The following is a 16,167-nucleotide window of genomic DNA, read 5'->3' on the forward strand; positions in this document are numbered from 1 at the left end:
CGGACGCGCAGCGGGCAGCGTCCAGGGCGTCCTGCACGAGCACGGCGGTCGACAGGGGACCGACCGCCGCCCGGGACGGGCGTCACGGGGCTGGCGGTGCCCACCACCACCTCGTCGTGGCCCTCCTCGTCGGGGAGCGTCGTGGAGGTGGGATCCTGCGGGCCCAGCGGTTCCGCGACGGCGCGGGCCACCCGTCCCGGCGGGCGGGCCGGCCGGGAGGAGGTGTCCAGGTGCAGGGCCCGGAGCAGGTCGCCCCTGCGGCGCGCTCGTGCTCGTGGCGGGCGCCCTCTCCGACGACCACCAGCCAGGACCCCGACGAGACCTCGGAGACGAGCCGATGACCACCGTCTGCGCCTCCTCGACCGACCCCGGTGGTGCCGTCCCCGGCGCCCCGGCGCCTGGGACGTCCTGCAGCAGCTCCTCCCGCACCCCGCGGGTCGACGCCGAGATGCCGCGGACCCGGCGGTGAGCCTGTCCGTCTTCGACCTCTTCAAGGTCGGCATCGGACCCTCCAGCTCGCACACCGTCGGACCCATGAAGGCCGCGTGGACCTTCGTGGAGCGCCTGCGCTCCTCCGGGCTCCTGGGCCGGACCGCCCGGGTGCGCTGCGAGCTCTTCGGCTCCCTGGGCGCCACCGGCCACGGCCACGGCAGCCTGGGCGCGGTGGTGCTGGGCCTGTCGGGGGAGCAGCCCCACCTCGTCGACCCCGTGGCCGCCGCACCGCTGGTCCAGCGGGCGCGCGAGGAGGGGCTGCTCCGCCTCGGTGGTGAGGGCGGCCCCGTCCTGCCGTTCGACGTCGACGAGGACGTGGTCCTGCACCGCCGCAAGCGGCTCGGCTTCCACAGCAACGGCATGCTCTTCCAGGCTCTGGACGCCCAGGGGCAGGTGCTCGAGGAGCGCCACTACTACTCCGTGGGGGGCGGCTTCGTCCTCGACGAGGACGAGGCGGGCCGGCCGCAGCTGGTGCCCGACTCCACTCCGGTGGCGCACCCGTTCAGCACCGGCCTGGAGCTGCTCGCCATCACGGAGCGCACGGGGCTGCGCATCAGCGACGTCATGCTGGCCAACGAGCTCTCGTGGCGCACCGAGGCCGAGGTCCGCGAGGGCCTGCTGCACATCTGGTCGGTGATGCAGGAGTGCGTGGCGCACGGCACCGGGACCACCGGGGTGCTGCCGGGCGGGCTGAGGGTGCGCCGGCGCGCCGCCGCCCTCAAGCAGCGCCTGGAGACCGACGCCGACGAGCGCGACCCGCTGCGCGCCCTGGAGTGGGTCACCCTCTACGCGCTCGCCGTCAACGAGGAGAACGCCGCCGGGGGGCGCGTGGTGACGGCCCCCACCAACGGCGCAGCGGGGATCATCCCCGCGGTCCTGCACTACTACGAGCGCTTCGTGGAGGGCGCCGACGACGACGGCGTGGTGCGCTTCCTGCTCACCGCGGGCGCGATCGGCATGCTGTTCAAGCTCAACGCGTCCATCTCCGGGGCCGAGGTCGGCTGCCAGGGCGAGGTCGGCTCGGCCTGCTCGATGGCGGCCGCGGGGCTCGCCGAGGTCATCGGCGGCAACCCGCTGCAGGTGGAGAACGCCGCCGAGATCGGCATCGAGCACAACCTCGGGCTGACCTGCGACCCCGTCGGCGGGCTGGTGCAGATCCCGTGCATCGAGCGCAACGCCGTCGGGTCGGTCAAGGCCATCACCGCGGCGCGGATGGCCGTGCGCGGCGACGGCGCCCACCACGTGCCGCTGGACAAGGCGATCAAGACCATGCGCGAGACCGGCGCTGACATGAAGGACAAGTACAAGGAGACCGCCCGCGGCGGTCTCGCGCTCAACGTCGTCGAGTGCTGAGGAGGCACGCCGTGACCACCACCGAGCCGGCCTCCGCGGCGGCCCCCGCACCCACCGCCGGCGCGGTGACCTCGTCCCTGCACCAGCGGGGCCACGACGTCGCCTGCTGGAGCTACGAGGTCGTCCCGCTGCCGGGGGTCGTGGACGCCGTGGTCGCCCACGTCCCGAGGAGCACGCCGCTGAGCGTCACGGCCTCCCCGGCGCGCGGGCAGGACGCGACCCTCGCGGTCGCCGAGCAGCTGGCCGCCCGCGGGTGCTCCGTGGCGCCCCACCTGTCGGCGCGGCTGCTGCGCAGCCGCGCGCACCTGGCCGAGGTGGTCGACCGCTGCCGCAGCGCGGGGGTCGAGGGCGCCTTCGTGGTGGGAGGGGACCCCGCCCCGGAGCCGAGCGCCTTCGCCGACGCCCTCGAGGTGCTGGAGGCGCTGGCCGAGCTCGGCGCGCCCTTCCGCAGCACCGGCGTCGCCGGTCACCCGGGCGGCATCCCCGGGGTGGACCCCGAGGCCGCCACCCGCGCCCTGGTGGCAAAGGCGGCCCTGGCCACCCACGTCGTCACGCAGATGGCCTTCGACGCCGCGCCCGTGGTGGCCTGGGCCCGCGGGCTCGCCGACCGCGGGGTCGCCCTCCCCGTGCACGTCGGCGTGGCCGGAGCGGTCCCGACGCAGAAGCTGCTGCGCATCTCCGCCCGCCTCGGGCTGGGGGAGGCGGCGCGCTTCGCGGTGAAGCAGCAGGGCGCGGTGCTGCGGCTGCTCGACCCGCGCGGCTACCGGCCCGACGCGCTGCTGCGCGAGCTCGCGCCGCACCTGGCGGACCCGGACAGCCTGCTGGCCGGGGTGCACGTCTTCACCTTCAACGCCCTCGCCGAGACCGAGGCCTGGCGCCGCCGCCCGGCCTGATCCCCTCGTGCGTGCTCGCGGGCGTCGCCCGCGGGAGTGCGCTGCGACCGCCGAGGACGGGCAGGCGCGCGTCCAGCAGCCTCACCACCACGGCCAGCGCCGCGGCGCCGGCGAGGACGACGAGTGCTCCCGCCAGCGCCGGCCAGAACCCCAGCTCGGCGGCGTCGAGGAAGGGGTAGGGGTACCAGCCCGTGACGGCGCCGCGCACGAAGGTGTACGCCATCCACACGACCGGCCACGCGAACGCGAGGGCCACCACGCGCCACGTCAGCCGCGGCCGGGGCCCGAAGAGCAGCCACACCACCGGGAACGCCACGGGCACCAGCTGGTGGAAGACCGCGTCGGCCACCGCGGCCCAGCCCGACACCTGCACGATCGGCGCCAGCACCGCCGCGAAGACGACGCCGGTGGCGACGATGCTGAGCAGCGCGTCGAGGTGCAGCACCCGGAACGGCGTCCCGTCGCGCTCCGGCCGCCCGGCCAGCAGCGCCGAGGTGGTCATCACCAGCACGTTGCTGAGGATGGTGAAGTAGGAGAAGAGGTTGACCAGCCGGTCGCCCAGCCCGAGAGCGGCCGTCGTGTCGCCGCTGTTGGCGTCCTGGCCGCCGCTGACGACCACCGCCACCTGCACCACCAGCCCGAACAGCACCACCAGGGCGATGGCGGCGTGGCAGGCGCGGAAGGCGGGGCGAGCCGTGCGGGTCGACACCGCCGCAGCCTGGCACGGGAGCGGCCCGGCGGCGTGCCCGCCGCGGCGGGTCACCCGCTCAGCGGTCGGTGACCAGCTTGAGGACGACGAACGCGCCCACCCCGAGGAGCACCGGCCACAGCCACGGTGCCCGCCGCCGGCCACCGGCGTCGCGACCGAACTCCCCGCGCCGGCTGCGCACGGCGAGGTTGGTGATGAGCACGGCGAGGACCACGACCGGGACGACGGCGATCAGCCAGGTGGGCAGGCCCTCGGGCACGGGGAACACCCCGCCATGGTCGCGGACCGCGGGGCGGCGGTCGACCGGTGAGCGGCCGGCGACGGGGTAGGGGGTGCCCATGGCACACGACGACGCCGCCGCGCGGACGAAGAAGGTCTCCGAGCTCATCGCCGACGAGCGGCAGGCGATGCTCACCACCACCGCTCCCGACGGCACCCTCACCAGCCGCCCGATGGCCGTGCAGGAGGCGGAGTTCGGCGGCGACCTGTGGTTCTTCGCCGAGGCAGGCTCCCGCAAGGTCCAGCACCTCGCGCACGACCCCCAGGTCAACGTCGCCTTCTCCAGCTCCGACAGCTGGGTCTCCCTGACCGGGCGCGCCTCCGTGGTCCGCGACCCGGCCAAGAAGCGCGAGCTGTGGAACGCGGTGGTGGAGGCGTGGTTCCCGGACGGGAAGGACGACGACGGCATCGTGCTGCTGCGCGTCGACGGCGACTCCGCCGAGTACTGGGACAGCCCCGGCGGCCGCGTCGCCACGGCGCTCAGCTTCGCGAAGGCCAAGGTCACCGGCGAGCAGTACTCCGGCGGGGACAACGCGAAGGTCGACCTGCCCTGACTCCCTAGGCGCCGGGCGTGCCGCCCAGCGGCTCGCGCGAGACGCCCCCCGCGCCCTCCGCGAGAGCGGCCAGCCGGTCGATCGAGGCGCGCAGCTGGTCCGGGCCGGTGGCCCGGGCGCGGGGGAAGCGCCGCTCGTCGGTGAGCTGGGACCAGTCGTAGGTGTGCGTCACGCGGGTCAGGGACGGGCCGAGCGGCTCCAGGTCCCAGCGCCACAGGTGCCCCGCCGGGGGCTCGCCCTCGCTGGCCGGCTGCCAGGCGATCCGGCGTCCTTCGGAGAGCTCCACCACGTGGTTCTCGCGGACGGACCCCTTGGTGATCGTCGTCCGGAAGACCTGGCCGACGGCCGTCACGCGCTGCCCGGGAGCGGCGTGGGCGAGGTTGTCGTTGCCGTCCCAGCGGGGCTGCTGCGCGGGGTCGGCGATGAGCTCGAACAGGGTCGCTGCGCCGGCGGCGACCTCGCGGCTGGCGCTCACCACGCGGGGCTCTTCAGGAGTGGTGCTGGTCACGGCCGCATCGAACCACTCCGCGCTGCGGGCCCGTACCGCCCGTGGAAGCGTTGACGGCGTGACCTCCCCGGTGCAGGACGTGCAGCAGGACGAGTACGACGTCGTCGTCGTCGGAGCCGGGCCCGCGGGCACCGCCGCGGCCCTGCGCGCGCGCCGGCTGGGCGCGAGCGTCGCCGTGGTGGAGGGCTCGCGCGTGGGCGGCACCTGCGTCAACACCGGCTGCGTGCCCACCCGCGTGCTCGCCAAGGCCGCGCGCCTGGTCCGTGACGCCCGCGGCGCCGGAGCGCACGGCATCGAGGTGGAGGGCGTCAGCGTCGACTGGCAGCGCGTGGTCTCCCGCGTGCACGCCCGCGTCGACGCGGTGCGGGCCGTGAAGCGCGAGGGCCAGCGGTTCGCCGAGGCCGGCGTGGACCTCTTCACCGAGGGGCGGGCGCGGTTCGCCGATCCCCACGTCGTCGTCCTCGACAGCGGCCGCAAGCTGCGCGCCGGCACCACGATCCTCGCGGTGGGCGGGCACTCGCGGCGGCTGCCGGTGCCCGGCGCGGAGCTGGCGCTCGTGCCCGAGGAGGTGCTGCACCAGCCGTCGCTGCCGCGGCGCGTGGCCGTCATCGGGGCGGGCAACACCGGCGCGCAGCTGGTGACGGTGTTCTCGGCGTTCGGGTCGCAGGTGACGCTGCTCGACCTCGCCCCGCGCGTGCTCTCCTTCGCCGACCACAGCGTCTCCGAGCACATCACCGCGGCGTTCACGGCGCAGGGCGTGCGCGTGCTCACCGGCATCGGGGGCGTGGAGCGCCTCGAGCGCGCCGAGGGCTCCGGCGCCGTGGTGCTGCACTGGCTCGACGGCGACGGCGGGGCGGTCAGCGACGAGTTCGACGCCGTCGTCATGGCCACCGGGTGGCCGGCGGCGGTGGAGGACCTCGGGCTGGAGCGCGCCGGCGTGGTCGCCGAGCGCAACCGCATCCCGGCCGACGAGCACTACCGCACCAACGTCCCGCACATCCTCACCGTCGGCGACGCGATCGGGCGCGACATGCTCGTGCAGGCCGCGCAGTTCGAGGGCGAGGCCGCCGCCACCAACGCCGTGCTCGGCGCGCAGGCCCGCCGCCCGCACGAGCTGCTGCCCTCGGGCGGGTTCACCGACCCCGACTACGCCGGCGTCGGCCTCACCGAGGAGCAGGCCCGGAGGCGCGCCCCCGGCTGCCGCGTGGCGACCGTGGGCTACGACGCCCTCGACCGCGCCGTCATCGACGACCGCAGCGGCGGCTTCCTCAAGCTCGTGGTCGACAGCGGACGCACGACCGTCCTCGGCGCGCACGCGGTGGGGGAGAGCGCCGTGGAGGTGATCCAGGCGGTGACGACGGCGATGGCCGCCGGCGTGGAGCTGTCCACGCTCGCGCAGGTGCGGTTCGCCTACCCGACGTACAGCGCGGTCATCGGGCTGGCGGCGCGCCTGGCGCTGTCGCAGGAGTCCGACGCCGCCGAGCTGCACTGAGGAGCTGCACCGACCTCCGGCCGGCGCTGCATGCGGTCCTCGAGGCCCCGCGCCGCTGGGCGAGGTGCCTGCCCGCACGTGTCGGAACCCTGGCCACCTGTGTCGGAACCCCGTCGCGACGTGTCGGAACGAGAGCCCCGTTCCGACACGTCGTGCCAGGGTTCCGACCAGTGGAGGCGGCACCGGCCCGAGCGGGCCCCGGACGGCTCTGCCCACCCGGCGACGATCAAGCGCCTGAGCGCCACACCACCGTGGCTTGCGACGGAGGGTGACCGGCTGCAAGCGGTCCGCAAGCACGGGCTGTGAGCCTGCGTGCATGACGACGAGCACGACCAGCAGGTGCCCCTCGAGGCGAGCAGCGGTGGCGGCAGCGGTCGTGGCCGCCGCGGTCGGGCTGGCGACAGCGGCCCCGGCCAGCGCGGCCCCGACCGACGCGACGGTGGTGGAGGCCTGGCACCACGACTTCCTCCAGCGCAGCGCGGGCAGCGGCGACCTCGACAGGTACACCTCCTTCATCACCACGTTCGGCACGGTGGCGGCGGCCGACGACCTCACCAGGACCCGCGAGCACGCGCAGCACCAGGTGGGGCAGCTGTACTGGAAGCACCTGCAGCGCCAGCCCGACCCGGGGGCGGCGTACTGGGTCGACGGGGTGGCCGAGGGGCACTTCCCGCTGGAGTGGGTGGAGCAGAACGTGCTCGCCAGCCAGGAGCACGCCGACCTCTGGGCGCGGGCGACCCGGTCGAAGACGCCGTCCGTGACCGCGAACGCGTGGGTGCTGGCGCTGCTGGACCGGAAGGCCACCGCGTCCGAGCGCGCCTACTGGGGCGACCGCATCACGCAGGTCGGCCGCCTCGGCGCCCTGCGCGACCTCTACTACACACCCGAGGCTGTCCGGGCCCGGATCGACCGGCACTACCGGGCGCTGCTCGGGCGGCCGGCGGACGGCGGGGGCACCGCCTACTGGTACGGGCTCGAGACGAGGGACGACCGCGCGGTGCAGGTCCAGATCGCGGCGAGCCCGGAGTACCGGGAGCGCAGCGACGACCGCTGACGGGGCGCGGAGGTCCTTGATCGTGGCGGAGGGGGGCCGTCAGCGGCGGGTCAGGTCGAGCACGGCGGCCAGCACGCGCTCGCGGTCCTCGACGAGCGGGGCGTCGCCGTACAGGGGGGCCATGCAGATGCCGTCCGCGGCGGCGATGGCGAGCGTGGCCACGAGCGGGTCGAGGCCGTCGGCCAGCAGCCGCTCGCGCCAGCGCTCGGCGTCGGCCTGCATCATCGCGGCCACCGCGGGGTCGGTCTGCAGGTGCACGAGCAGCGTGGTCGCCCGGCGCGTGCGCTCGGCGTCCGCGGCCGACTCCAGCGTCGCGCGGGCGTAGGCGCGCGTCAGCCGCCCGGGCGCCGGGCCGGAGCTGCCGGCGTCGTCGTCCTCGTGGGCCAGGGCCGCCTCGACGTCGCGCTCGAAGTCGTCCAGGAGCTGCTGCGCGACGGCGTGCAGGAGCGACTCCTTGCTGCGGAAGTGGTAGAGCAGCCCGCCCTTGGTGACCTGCGCGCGGGCGGCGATCTCCTCCAGGCCCGCGCTGCCGCCGCGCTCGGCGACGACCTCGGCGGCGGCGCGGACCACCTGCTGCCGCGTGTCGGCGGAGGTCCTGCCGGTCGTGCGCCCCATGTCCCCAGTGTCGCCCTCCGGTTGACATCCCCTCCCGGGCCACCGTTACTGTACTGACTGGTCAGTACAGTTTCTACCCGGAGGACGACGACGATGGCCACGCCGGCGCTCGACGCGCACCAGGCACAGCCCGAGCACCCCACCCACCGCCCCGGCCGGGCAGCGGCCGCCGGCTGGAGGGAGTGGGCGGGCCTCGGCGTGCTCGTGCTCGCCGTCGTCCTGCTCGCCGTGGACGCCACCGTGCTGGCGCTGGCGGTGCCCGCGCTCACCGCCGACCTCGGCGCCACCTCCACCCAGGTGCTGTGGATCGGCGACATCTACTCCCTGGCCCTGGCGGGCCTGCTGGTCACCATGGGCAACGTGGCCGACCGCATCGGCCGCAAGCGCCTGCTGCTCATCGGCACCGCCGCCTTCGGGCTGGCCTCGCTCGGGGCGGCGCTGTCGCCGTCGCCGGAGGTGCTCATCGGCGCGCGGCTGCTGCTGGGCGTGGCCGGCGCGACGCTCATGCCGTCCACGCTCTCCCTCATCCGCAGCACCTTCGGCGTGCCGCGCCAGCGCACCCTCGCCATCGCCATCTGGTCGGCCGGTGCCTCCGGGGGCGCCGCGCTCGGCCCGCTGGTGGGCGGGGCGCTGCTGGAGCACTTCTGGTGGGGCTCGGTCTTCCTCATCAACCTGCCCGTGGTCGCCGTCCTGCTCGTGGCCGGTGCCTGGCTGCTGCCGGAGTCGAGGAACCCGCACCCCGGGCCGATCGACCTGCGCTCGGTGGCGCTCTCGCTGGTCGGCCTGGTCGCCGCGGTGTACGCCGTGAAGCACCTGGCCCACGAGGGCCTCGACGCCGTCGTGGTCCTGTCGGCGGGCGTCGGCGCGCTCGGCCTGGTGGCGTTCGTGCGCCGGCAGCGCCGCCTGGCCCACCCGCTCATCGACGTCGAGCTGTTCCGCCGCCCGGCCTTCTCCGGTGCGGTGGCGGTCAACTTCGCCTCGGTGCTCCCGCTCATGGGCCTGCTGTTCTTCTTCTCGCAGTACCTGCAGCTGGCGCGCGGCTCCAGCCCGCTGCAGGCGGGGCTGCAGGAGACCCCGCTCATGCTCTCCGCCGTCGGCGCCATCGCCGTCATCGGGCTGCTGCTGCCCCGGCTCGGGGCCGGGCGCACCGCGGCGGCGGGGCTGGTCGCGGCGTCGGCCGGGCTGGTGCTGCTCGCCGTGGCCGAGGGCGCGTCGAGCTACCTGTGGCTGGCGCTGACGCTCGTGCCGATCGGCCTGGGCGTGGGGCTCAGCCAGACCGTGGCCGTGGACGCCGTGGTCAGCGCCGTGCCGTCCGAGCGCGCCGGCGCCGCCTCCTCCATCTCGGAGACCGCCTACGAGCTGGCCGCCGCGCTGGGCATCGCCGTGCTCGGGTCCCTGCTCGGCGTGGTCTACCGCGCGGGGCTGGACCTGCCCGCGGGCACCGACCCGGCCGTGGCCGCCGCCGCGGGGGACTCCCTGGCCGGAGCACGGGCGGCGGCCGGGGCCGACGGCCCGGCGTTCGAGGCGGCGCGCGAGGCGTTCGTCCACGCCATGCAGGTGACCTCGCTGACCGCTGCCGTGATCACCGCTGTGGCCGCGGTGCTGGCGTGGCGGATGATCCCCGCCCGCCTCAGCGGGGCGGCCCACTGACCGCGCGGTCCAGCGGCACGGCACCGTGAGCGCGCGCCACGGGCGCCCCGTGCCCCCGTGCCCGGGGGCACGGGGGTACGGGGGCAAGGGGGAGGATGGCGCCGTGGACGGGCAGCGCGCCGAGGACGGCCGCGACGAGGCCTGGGTGGCCCGGCGCCGCGAGGCGGCTGCCGCGCAGGCCGACCGGCTCGCGCGCGCGGAGGCCGCTGAGACCGAGGTCGCCCGGCGCCAGGTCCGCGACTTCGTCGAGCGCGCCCGCGCCGCGGGGATCCCCACCGAGGAGCTGCGCGCTGTCGACGCCGCGGGCACCCGCTACCGCACCGGGGTGCAGGGCTGGGCGCTGCGTCGCGACGGGCGCGCGGGGGTGGGCGAGGACGGCGCGTTCTACCTGCTCGCCGTGCCGCTGACCGGCGCCGAGCGGCTGGTGGGACGGCTGCGTGGGGTGAGGGTGGCGCCCAGCGACCCGCCGCTGGTGTGGGGCCGGGGCGGGCGCGACGGCGACTCGATAGCGCTCGCCGAGCTGCTGGAGCGGCGGCTCGGCGGCGGGTGAGCCCGGGGCCCTGCGGCCGCGCCGCCCGGACGGCCGGGGCCCGGCCGTCCGTTGCGCCGTTCCACCCGAACGGCCCCGCGCGGAGACCTATGGTCAGCGCGTGACCCGCTCCGACCGCTCCCTCCGCACGCCGCGCGCCCCGCGCCTCGGTCGTGCCCGCGGCGAGGTCGTCCCGGACGCAGCACTGCCGCTGCTGGCCCCGGCGCAGGGACGGCCCAAGCCCCCGGCCAGCCGCGGCGCGCACGCCCTGGAGGTGGTGCAGCAGCCCATGCCCGGCCACCTCTTCCTCGACCCCGACGTGCCCGCTGAGGAGGTCATCGACCTCACCTGCGGCACGTGGACCGGGCGCGCCAGCCACGTGTGGACCGGCGTCGGGTGGGCCCGCCTCGTCCCCGGCCCGGTGGCCGTGGTGCCCACCGCCGGCCCCCGGGTGGGGTGAGCGGGCGCCGCTGTCCGCGAGCATGGGCGGGTGACCCGCCCCCTGCTGCACCTCACGCCGACCACCGGCTGGATGAACGACCCCAACGGCCTGGTCGAGTCCGGAGGCCGCCACCACGTGTTCTTCCAGCACAACCCCGACGCGCCCGCCTTCGGCGTCATGCGCTGGGGCCACGCCAGCAGCACCGACCTCGTCCACTGGACCGAGCACCCCACGGCCCTCGCGCCGCGCGCCGGGGCACCGGACGCCGGGGGGTGCTGGTCGGGCTGCGCCGTGGACGTGCCGGACGGCCGCAGGGCGGTCGTCTACACCGGCGTCGCCCGCCCCGAGGACGGCGGCCCGGCCCGGGCGGTGGCGCTGCGCGCCGTCGCCGACGACGACGCGCTCCTCACGTGGACGGCCGACGACGAGCCGGTCGTCGGCAGCTGGCCCGACCTCGACCCGCCGCTGACCGACTGGCGCGACCACGCCGTGCTGCGCACCCGCGACTCCGCCGGGCGTCCCACGTGGCGCCAGGTGGTCGCGGCGGGCACTGCCGGCCACGACGGCGCTGCTCGCCTGCTCTCCTACACCAGCACCGACCCCGAGCTGCGTGCGTGGCAGTACGAGGGCGTCCTGCTCGACGCCGCGGCCGCCGGCCTGGACGCCCACGTCTTCGAGTGCCCGGACGTCTTCGCGCCGGCCGGCGACGGCCCCGCGGAGCTGCACGGCCAGGAGCTGGTGGTGGTGCTGTCGTGGTACTCGAAGGACGCCGACGCGGCGCACCACCACTCCTCCGGAGCCGTGTGGCTGACCGGGGGCCTGGAGCAGGCCGCGGGCGGTCCGGCGCGCTTCGTCCCCCGGCTGCGCGGCGTGCTCGACCTTGGCGACCGGTTCTACGCGCCGCAGTCCTACACGACCGCCGACGGTGGCCGGCGCGTCGCCTTCGGCTGGCTGCGCACCCAGGACGACCCGGCGAGCGCCGGGCGGACCAGCGTCGGCGCGCAGTCGCTGCCGCGCCGCTGGGGCGTGGTGGGCGGGCAGCTGGAGCAGGCGCCGGTCGCGGAGGTGGCCGACCTGGCCGGTGAGGTGGTCCTCGAGGTCGACGGTCGCAGCGGCGCGGGTGCGGGCGCGCTGCCCCAGCCGGCCCGGGCCGTGCTCGTGCGCCTGCGGGTGCAGGACGCGGCGGCCCTGGCCGCGAGCGCGCTCGTGCTGGTGGCCCCCGACGGCCGCCGCACGCCGGTGGACCTGGCGGCCTTCGGGCGCTCCACCACCGACCGCCTCGTCGAGGGGACCTGGGTGCCGCAGGAGCCGCGGACCACCGGAGCCGACGTCTACGTCGACACCGGCATCGTCGAGGTCTTCACCACCGACGGCCGCGCCGCGGCCAGCAGCGACCTCGCCGCCACCGCCGTCGCCGCCGTGGAGCTGACCGGACCGGCCCAGGCGTCGGTGCGCGTCCTGACCGCCTGACGCCCGCCGCCCGCCGCGCCCGGTCACCGGCGCGGCGCGCCGGGCGGGTCGCGGGCGCCCGGAGCGGGCGGGCACGCTGGGCCGGTGCGGGGCGAGGGCGGGAGCCGGGCGCGCTGGGAGGACCTCCCTGGGACGCTGCGCGACGCGGTCGGCGCCGAGCTGGGCTCGCCGGTCGTCAGCGCGGTCTCACAGCCGGGCGGCTTCTCGCCCGGGTCCGCCGACCGCGTGGTGGCGGCCTCCGGCCGGCGCGCCTTCGTCAAGGCCCTCGACGGCGAGCGGCACCCGGGGTCGGTGGAGCTGCACCGCCGCGAGGCGCGCGTGCTCGGCGCCCTGCCCGCTGGCCTGCCGGTGCCCGCGCTGCTGGCGCTGGTCGAGCGCGCCGGGTGGGTGGCCCTGGTCACCGAGGACGTCGACGGCGCCAGCCCCGCCCTCCCGTGGCAGCGGGCCGGCGTCGAGGCGGCGCTCGACGCGCTGGGGCGGGTGGCGGCGGCGGACCTCCCGGCTGCGCTGCGCGCGGTGCTGCCGCGGGCGCAGACCGGCGTCGCTGACGACTTCGCCGGCTTCGAGCGCCTGCTCGCCGACCCGTGGCCGGACCTGGAGCGCGCCGACCCGTGGGCCGGGGCGCACCTGGAAGAGCTCGCCGCGGTGGCGCGGCGCGGCACGCGCGCCCTGGAGGGCGCCTCGCTGGTCCACGGCGACGTCCGCGCCGACAACCTCGTCCAGCGCCCGGACGGCGGCGTCGTGGTGGTCGACTGGCCCCACGCGCTGCTGGGGTCACCGGTCTTCGACGTCGTGGCGCTCCTGCTCAACGCGCGGCTGTCGCACAGCGAGGTCGACGTCGACGCGCTGCTGGCCCAGCCCCTGACCGGTTCCGGCGACGACGCCACAGCCGTGCTGGCCGGGATGGCGGCGTACTTCGTCGACGCGGGGCGGCAGCCCCCCGTGCCGGGGCTGCCCGCGCTGCGCCACTTCCAGGCGGCCCAGGGCGTCACGGCCCTGGCCTGGCTGCGCGAGCGCTGGTGGCCCTCCGGTCCCACCCGCTCGGTGACGAGCACGCACCTGCGCGTCCCTGCAGCGCCGGCGGCGCGCGGCAGGTGGGCAGGCCCAGGTCCGGTGGGCAGCCTGAGGTCCGCTTCCGAGGCCGGACCCGGACCTGGGCCTGCCCACCGGGACCCGGGTTCCCCACCGGGGAGCGGACGCCCTTCCGAACCGGCGATCACGGGGTCCCGCGCCACATCCCCTGCGCACCGCTTCCCTCCCGATGTGGCGCGGACGTCCATGATCGTGGCGGGGAGGGGGGTCAGGGCTGGGCGGGCGGAGCAGGGGGAGAGGAGCGAGCCTCGGGGCCGGTGCGGTCGGCGTCGGGGCCGGTGCGGTCGGCGTCGGGACCGGAGCGCACGAGCGGGCTGAGGAGCACCGGGAGGACCGCCACGGCCTCCACGGCCAGCGCCGTCCACAGCGTCGGCACGAGGCCGAGGTGCTCGCCGAGCACCCCGCCCAGCAGCGCGCCCACGGGCATCGTGCCCCACACGAGGAAGCGCACCGAGGCGTTCATCCGCCCCAGCAAGGGCGCAGGCGTCAGGCGCTGGCGGTAGGTCACCTGCGCCACGTTGTAGAGCACGACGCTCACGCCCAGCACGGCGCCGGAGGCGGCGAGGAGCGCGACGGCGCCGCCGTCGTCGATCGCGCCCGAGTCCACGAAGAGCGCTGCCAGGGGCACCAGCGCGCCGGCGGCGACCCCGGGCAGCAGGGCCAGGGCGATGGTGCGGCCCTCGCCGACGCGCCGGACGACCGCCTGGACGGTCAGCGCCCCCAGCAGGCCGCCGGCAGCGCCGACGCCGAGCGCGGTGCCCACCTGCCCCTCGGACAGCCCCAGCCGGCGGACGGCGTAGAGCACCAGGAGCGCGCTGGTCGCGCTGCCGCCGAAGTTGGACAGCGCCGTCGTGGCGACGATGCGCCGCAGCAGCGGCTGGCGCACCACTAAGGACAGCCCCTCGGCCACCTCCGTGCGCAGGGGGCGGCGCGCACCCCGGTCCGGCGGCGGCTCCCCGTGGGAGATCCGCGAGAGCAGCCCGCTGGACGCGGCGAACGCCACCGCGGAGACCGCCACCGCGAGCGGGGCGCCGAGCAGCCGCGCCAGCCAGCCGCCCACCGCCGGGCCGCCCACCTGCGCCACGGAGGCTGAGACCTGCAGCAGCGCGTTGCCCTCGCCGAGGCGCTCGGAGCGCACGAGGGCGGGCAGGTAGCTCTGGTAGGCGACGTCGAAGAACAGCGTGGCCACCCCCACCACGAACGCCACCGCCACCACGAGCGGCAGCGACAGGACCCCCGCCCACCACGCCAGGGGCAGGACGGCGAGGGCCACCGCGCGCACGACGTTGCCGAGCAGCAGCACGCGGCGCTTGGACCACCGGTCCACCCAGGCGCCGGCCGGCAGCCCCAGCAGGAGGAAGGCCGCCGACTGCGCGGCCGTCAGCACTCCCATCTGCAGGGGCGACGCGGCCAGCACCGTGACGGCGAGCAGGGGGACGACGAGGTCGCCGACCTGCGTGGCGCCCTGGGAGACCGAGTCACCGGCCCACAGGCGGCGGAAGTCCCGGCCGTCGGTGGCCCTCAGCAAGCTGTCACGCACGGGGTCCATGCGACGTGAGTGGTTGGGGAATGTCAATCACTGAGCGCGGTGCGTCATGTCGTGTCTACGTTGGGTGGGTGAGCGCTCAGACCTGGGACCTCCCGCACCGCCGCGTCGCCACCGAGGCGGAGGCCAAGGCGCTCGCCTCGGCGGTGCGGCTGCGGATCCTGCGGATGTGCCTGGACGCGCCCATGACCAACGCCGCGATCGCCGAGCGCCTGGGGCTGAACGCGGCGACCTCCCTGCACCACGTCCGCACGCTCGTGGGCACCGGCTTCCTCGAGCCGATGCCCTCGACCCGCGGGCGCCGCGGTGCCCGCTCGGTGCCCTACCGGGCCACCGGGAAGTCCTGGCAGCTCGACGAGCACCGCTCCGCCAGGGCCATGGTCGAGGCCTTCACCCAGACGCTCCCGGTGCTGCTCGGCGACGGCAGCGAGGAGGCCCCGGCCGACCCCGACCTGCGCGTCGCCCGCCTCGGGCTGCGCCTGGACGACGAGGGGCGCGCGGAGCTGGAGCGGCGCCTGGACGCCCTGCTGGACGAGTTCGCCCGGCTGCCCGCGCGCGCCGGCGCGGCGCCGCTGTCGCTGTTCGTCGCCCTGCACCGCGACCCCGACCGCGACTGACCCCCGCCCTCTCCGTGATCATGGACGTCCGCCACCCCCAGTGCCAGGTTCCTGCGCATGTCAGCCTGCTGAGGCCGGATCCGGCCTCAGCAGGCTGACGCTGCGTCGGAGCCTGACGGTGCGGCCGCTTCAGCCCCCGGGTGGCCGCGTCACGTCGACCCACCGGTCACCGGTGAGCTCGCCCAGCTGGTCCGGCGTCAGCCGCACCGCTGAGCGGCGGCTCCCGCCGGCGGGGTAGACCACCTCGAACGCCCGCAGCGACTCGTCGCAGTGCACCTCCAGCGGCTCCGGGTGCCCGAAGGGGCTGACGCCGCCCACCGGCTGGCCGGTCACCGCGTGGGCCTCCTCGCCGGGCAGCATCCGCGGCTTCGCGCCGAAGGCGGCCTTGAACTTCGCGTTGTCCAGCCGCGCGTCACCCCGGGCGACCACGAGCACCACCCGGTCACCGGCGCGCAGCGCCAGCGTCTTGGCGATCTGCCCCGGCTCGACCCCGAGCGCGTCGGCCGCCGCCTGGACCGTGGGGGTCTCGACCTCGGGCTCGACCACCCGCACCCCGGGCAGGTGCTCGTCGAGGAAGGCCTGCACGCGCTCGGTGCTCACCCGCCCATCCTGGCGCAGCCCCCGCGCCTCCCCGTGATCATGGGCGTGCGCCCCCCCCCCACGGGGGGGGCGCCCCAGGGAACGGGGGGGGGGGTGGGTGGGGGGGGCGTGGCCCCCGGGGCGGGGGGGGGGGGGGAGGGGCCGGGGGCCGCGGCCACCCGGCGGCCGCCGGGGCCCCCGGCCCCCCCGGCGCCGGGGCGGCGGCGGGCCGGGGGCGCGGCCCGCGGGGCCCCCCGCCCGCGCGGCCGGGGGGGCCGCCCCGGGAGCCGACC

General features: G+C 76.8%; 17 protein-coding genes. 11 read left to right on the forward strand and 6 right to left on the reverse strand.

Annotated features, from left to right (window positions below; translation table 11 throughout):
* Window positions 1-465: 465 nt before the first annotated feature.
* Together ACUN9U_RS04475 and ACUN9U_RS04480 are read left to right on the forward strand one after the other, a co-directional pair.
* Entirely contained in the window at window positions 466-1,845 is a 1,380-nt protein-coding gene (locus ACUN9U_RS04475) for an L-serine ammonia-lyase (RefSeq protein WP_445483713.1), read from the forward strand.
* A gap of 11 nt (window positions 1,846-1,856) precedes the next feature.
* Window positions 1,857-2,738, forward strand: coding sequence for a methylenetetrahydrofolate reductase (locus ACUN9U_RS04480; protein WP_445483714.1), 882 nt, complete (start codon window positions 1,857-1,859; stop codon window positions 2,736-2,738).
* Here ACUN9U_RS04480 and ACUN9U_RS04485 read toward each other — a convergent pair.
* Both ACUN9U_RS04485 and ACUN9U_RS04490 read right to left on the reverse strand, forming a co-directional pair.
* A complete protein-coding gene (locus ACUN9U_RS04485) occupies window positions 2,692-3,447 on the reverse strand; it encodes a Pr6Pr family membrane protein (RefSeq protein WP_445483715.1) in 756 nt (251 codons plus the stop codon). The two genes, ACUN9U_RS04480 and ACUN9U_RS04485, sit on opposite strands and share 47 nt — an antisense overlap.
* 58 nt (window positions 3,448-3,505) lie before the next feature.
* Entirely contained in the window at window positions 3,506-3,715 is a 210-nt protein-coding gene (locus ACUN9U_RS04490) for a hypothetical protein (RefSeq protein ID WP_445483716.1), read from the reverse strand.
* A 70-nt stretch (window positions 3,716-3,785) separates the two neighbouring features.
* On the opposite strand from ACUN9U_RS04490, the gene ACUN9U_RS04495 reads away from it, so the two are divergent.
* Window positions 3,786-4,280 carry a pyridoxamine 5'-phosphate oxidase family protein gene (locus ACUN9U_RS04495; protein ID WP_445483717.1) on the forward strand — a complete coding sequence of 165 codons (495 nt, stop codon included), beginning with the start codon at window positions 3,786-3,788 and terminating at the stop codon, window positions 4,278-4,280.
* A 4-nt stretch (window positions 4,281-4,284) separates the two neighbouring features.
* Here the strand turns inward: ACUN9U_RS04495 and ACUN9U_RS04500 are convergent, their stop codons facing one another.
* Window positions 4,285-4,788: an SRPBCC family protein gene (locus tag ACUN9U_RS04500; protein WP_445483718.1), complete on the reverse strand. Its 504-nt coding sequence runs from the start codon at window positions 4,786-4,788 to the stop codon at window positions 4,285-4,287.
* Window positions 4,789-4,846: 58 nt separating this feature from the next.
* Here ACUN9U_RS04500 and ACUN9U_RS04505 point away from each other — a divergent pair, with 58 nt between their 5' ends.
* A complete protein-coding gene (locus ACUN9U_RS04505; RefSeq protein WP_445483719.1) occupies window positions 4,847-6,280 on the forward strand; it encodes a dihydrolipoyl dehydrogenase family protein in 1,434 nt (477 codons plus the stop codon).
* Between the two features lie 316 nt (window positions 6,281-6,596).
* Window positions 6,597-7,334 carry a hypothetical protein gene (locus ACUN9U_RS04510; RefSeq protein ID WP_445483720.1) on the forward strand — a complete coding sequence of 246 codons (738 nt, stop codon included), beginning with the start codon at window positions 6,597-6,599 and terminating at the stop codon, window positions 7,332-7,334.
* A 39-nt stretch (window positions 7,335-7,373) separates the two neighbouring features.
* On the opposite strand, the gene ACUN9U_RS04515 is transcribed toward ACUN9U_RS04510, so the two are convergent.
* Complete coding sequence (locus tag ACUN9U_RS04515; RefSeq protein WP_445483721.1) at window positions 7,374-7,949, reverse strand: TetR family transcriptional regulator; 576 nt, start codon at window positions 7,947-7,949, stop codon at window positions 7,374-7,376.
* Between the two features lie 93 nt (window positions 7,950-8,042).
* Between ACUN9U_RS04515 and ACUN9U_RS04520 the strand changes: the two genes are divergently transcribed.
* The 5 genes from ACUN9U_RS04520 (at window position 8,043) to ACUN9U_RS04540 (ending at window position 13,450) form a co-directional block, all read left to right on the forward strand.
* Window positions 8,043-9,599, forward strand: coding sequence for an MFS transporter (locus ACUN9U_RS04520; RefSeq protein ID WP_445483722.1), 1,557 nt, complete (start codon window positions 8,043-8,045; stop codon window positions 9,597-9,599).
* Window positions 9,600-9,702: 103 nt separating this feature from the next.
* Entirely contained in the window at window positions 9,703-10,149 is a 447-nt protein-coding gene (locus tag ACUN9U_RS04525) for a hypothetical protein (protein WP_445483723.1), read from the forward strand.
* A gap of 100 nt (window positions 10,150-10,249) precedes the next feature.
* Window positions 10,250-10,588 (forward strand): hypothetical protein, encoded by a 339-nt coding sequence (locus ACUN9U_RS04530; protein ID WP_445483724.1) that lies wholly within the window; start codon window positions 10,250-10,252, stop codon window positions 10,586-10,588.
* A gap of 30 nt (window positions 10,589-10,618) precedes the next feature.
* On the forward strand, window positions 10,619-12,040 hold the full coding sequence (locus ACUN9U_RS04535; RefSeq protein WP_445483725.1) for a glycoside hydrolase family 32 protein: 1,422 nt from the start codon (window positions 10,619-10,621) through the stop codon (window positions 12,038-12,040).
* An 84-nt stretch (window positions 12,041-12,124) separates the two neighbouring features.
* Window positions 12,125-13,450, forward strand: a complete 1,326-nt coding sequence (locus ACUN9U_RS04540) for a phosphotransferase family protein (RefSeq protein ID WP_445483726.1) — start codon at window positions 12,125-12,127, stop codon at window positions 13,448-13,450.
* On the opposite strand, the gene ACUN9U_RS04545 is transcribed toward ACUN9U_RS04540, so the two are convergent.
* Window positions 13,341-14,681, reverse strand: coding sequence for an MFS transporter (locus tag ACUN9U_RS04545; protein ID WP_445483727.1), 1,341 nt, complete (start codon window positions 14,679-14,681; stop codon window positions 13,341-13,343). The two genes, ACUN9U_RS04540 and ACUN9U_RS04545, sit on opposite strands and share 110 nt — an antisense overlap.
* 68 nt (window positions 14,682-14,749) lie before the next feature.
* Here ACUN9U_RS04545 and ACUN9U_RS04550 point away from each other — a divergent pair, with 68 nt between their 5' ends.
* Window positions 14,750-15,295, forward strand: a complete 546-nt coding sequence (locus ACUN9U_RS04550) for an ArsR/SmtB family transcription factor (protein ID WP_445483728.1) — start codon at window positions 14,750-14,752, stop codon at window positions 15,293-15,295.
* Between the two features lie 129 nt (window positions 15,296-15,424).
* On the opposite strand, the gene ACUN9U_RS04555 is transcribed toward ACUN9U_RS04550, so the two are convergent.
* On the reverse strand, window positions 15,425-15,895 hold the full coding sequence (locus ACUN9U_RS04555; RefSeq protein ID WP_445483729.1) for a YbaK/EbsC family protein: 471 nt from the start codon (window positions 15,893-15,895) through the stop codon (window positions 15,425-15,427).
* Window positions 15,896-16,167: the final 272 nt, after the last annotated feature.

This window comes from Quadrisphaera sp. KR29 (genome assembly GCF_052644995.1).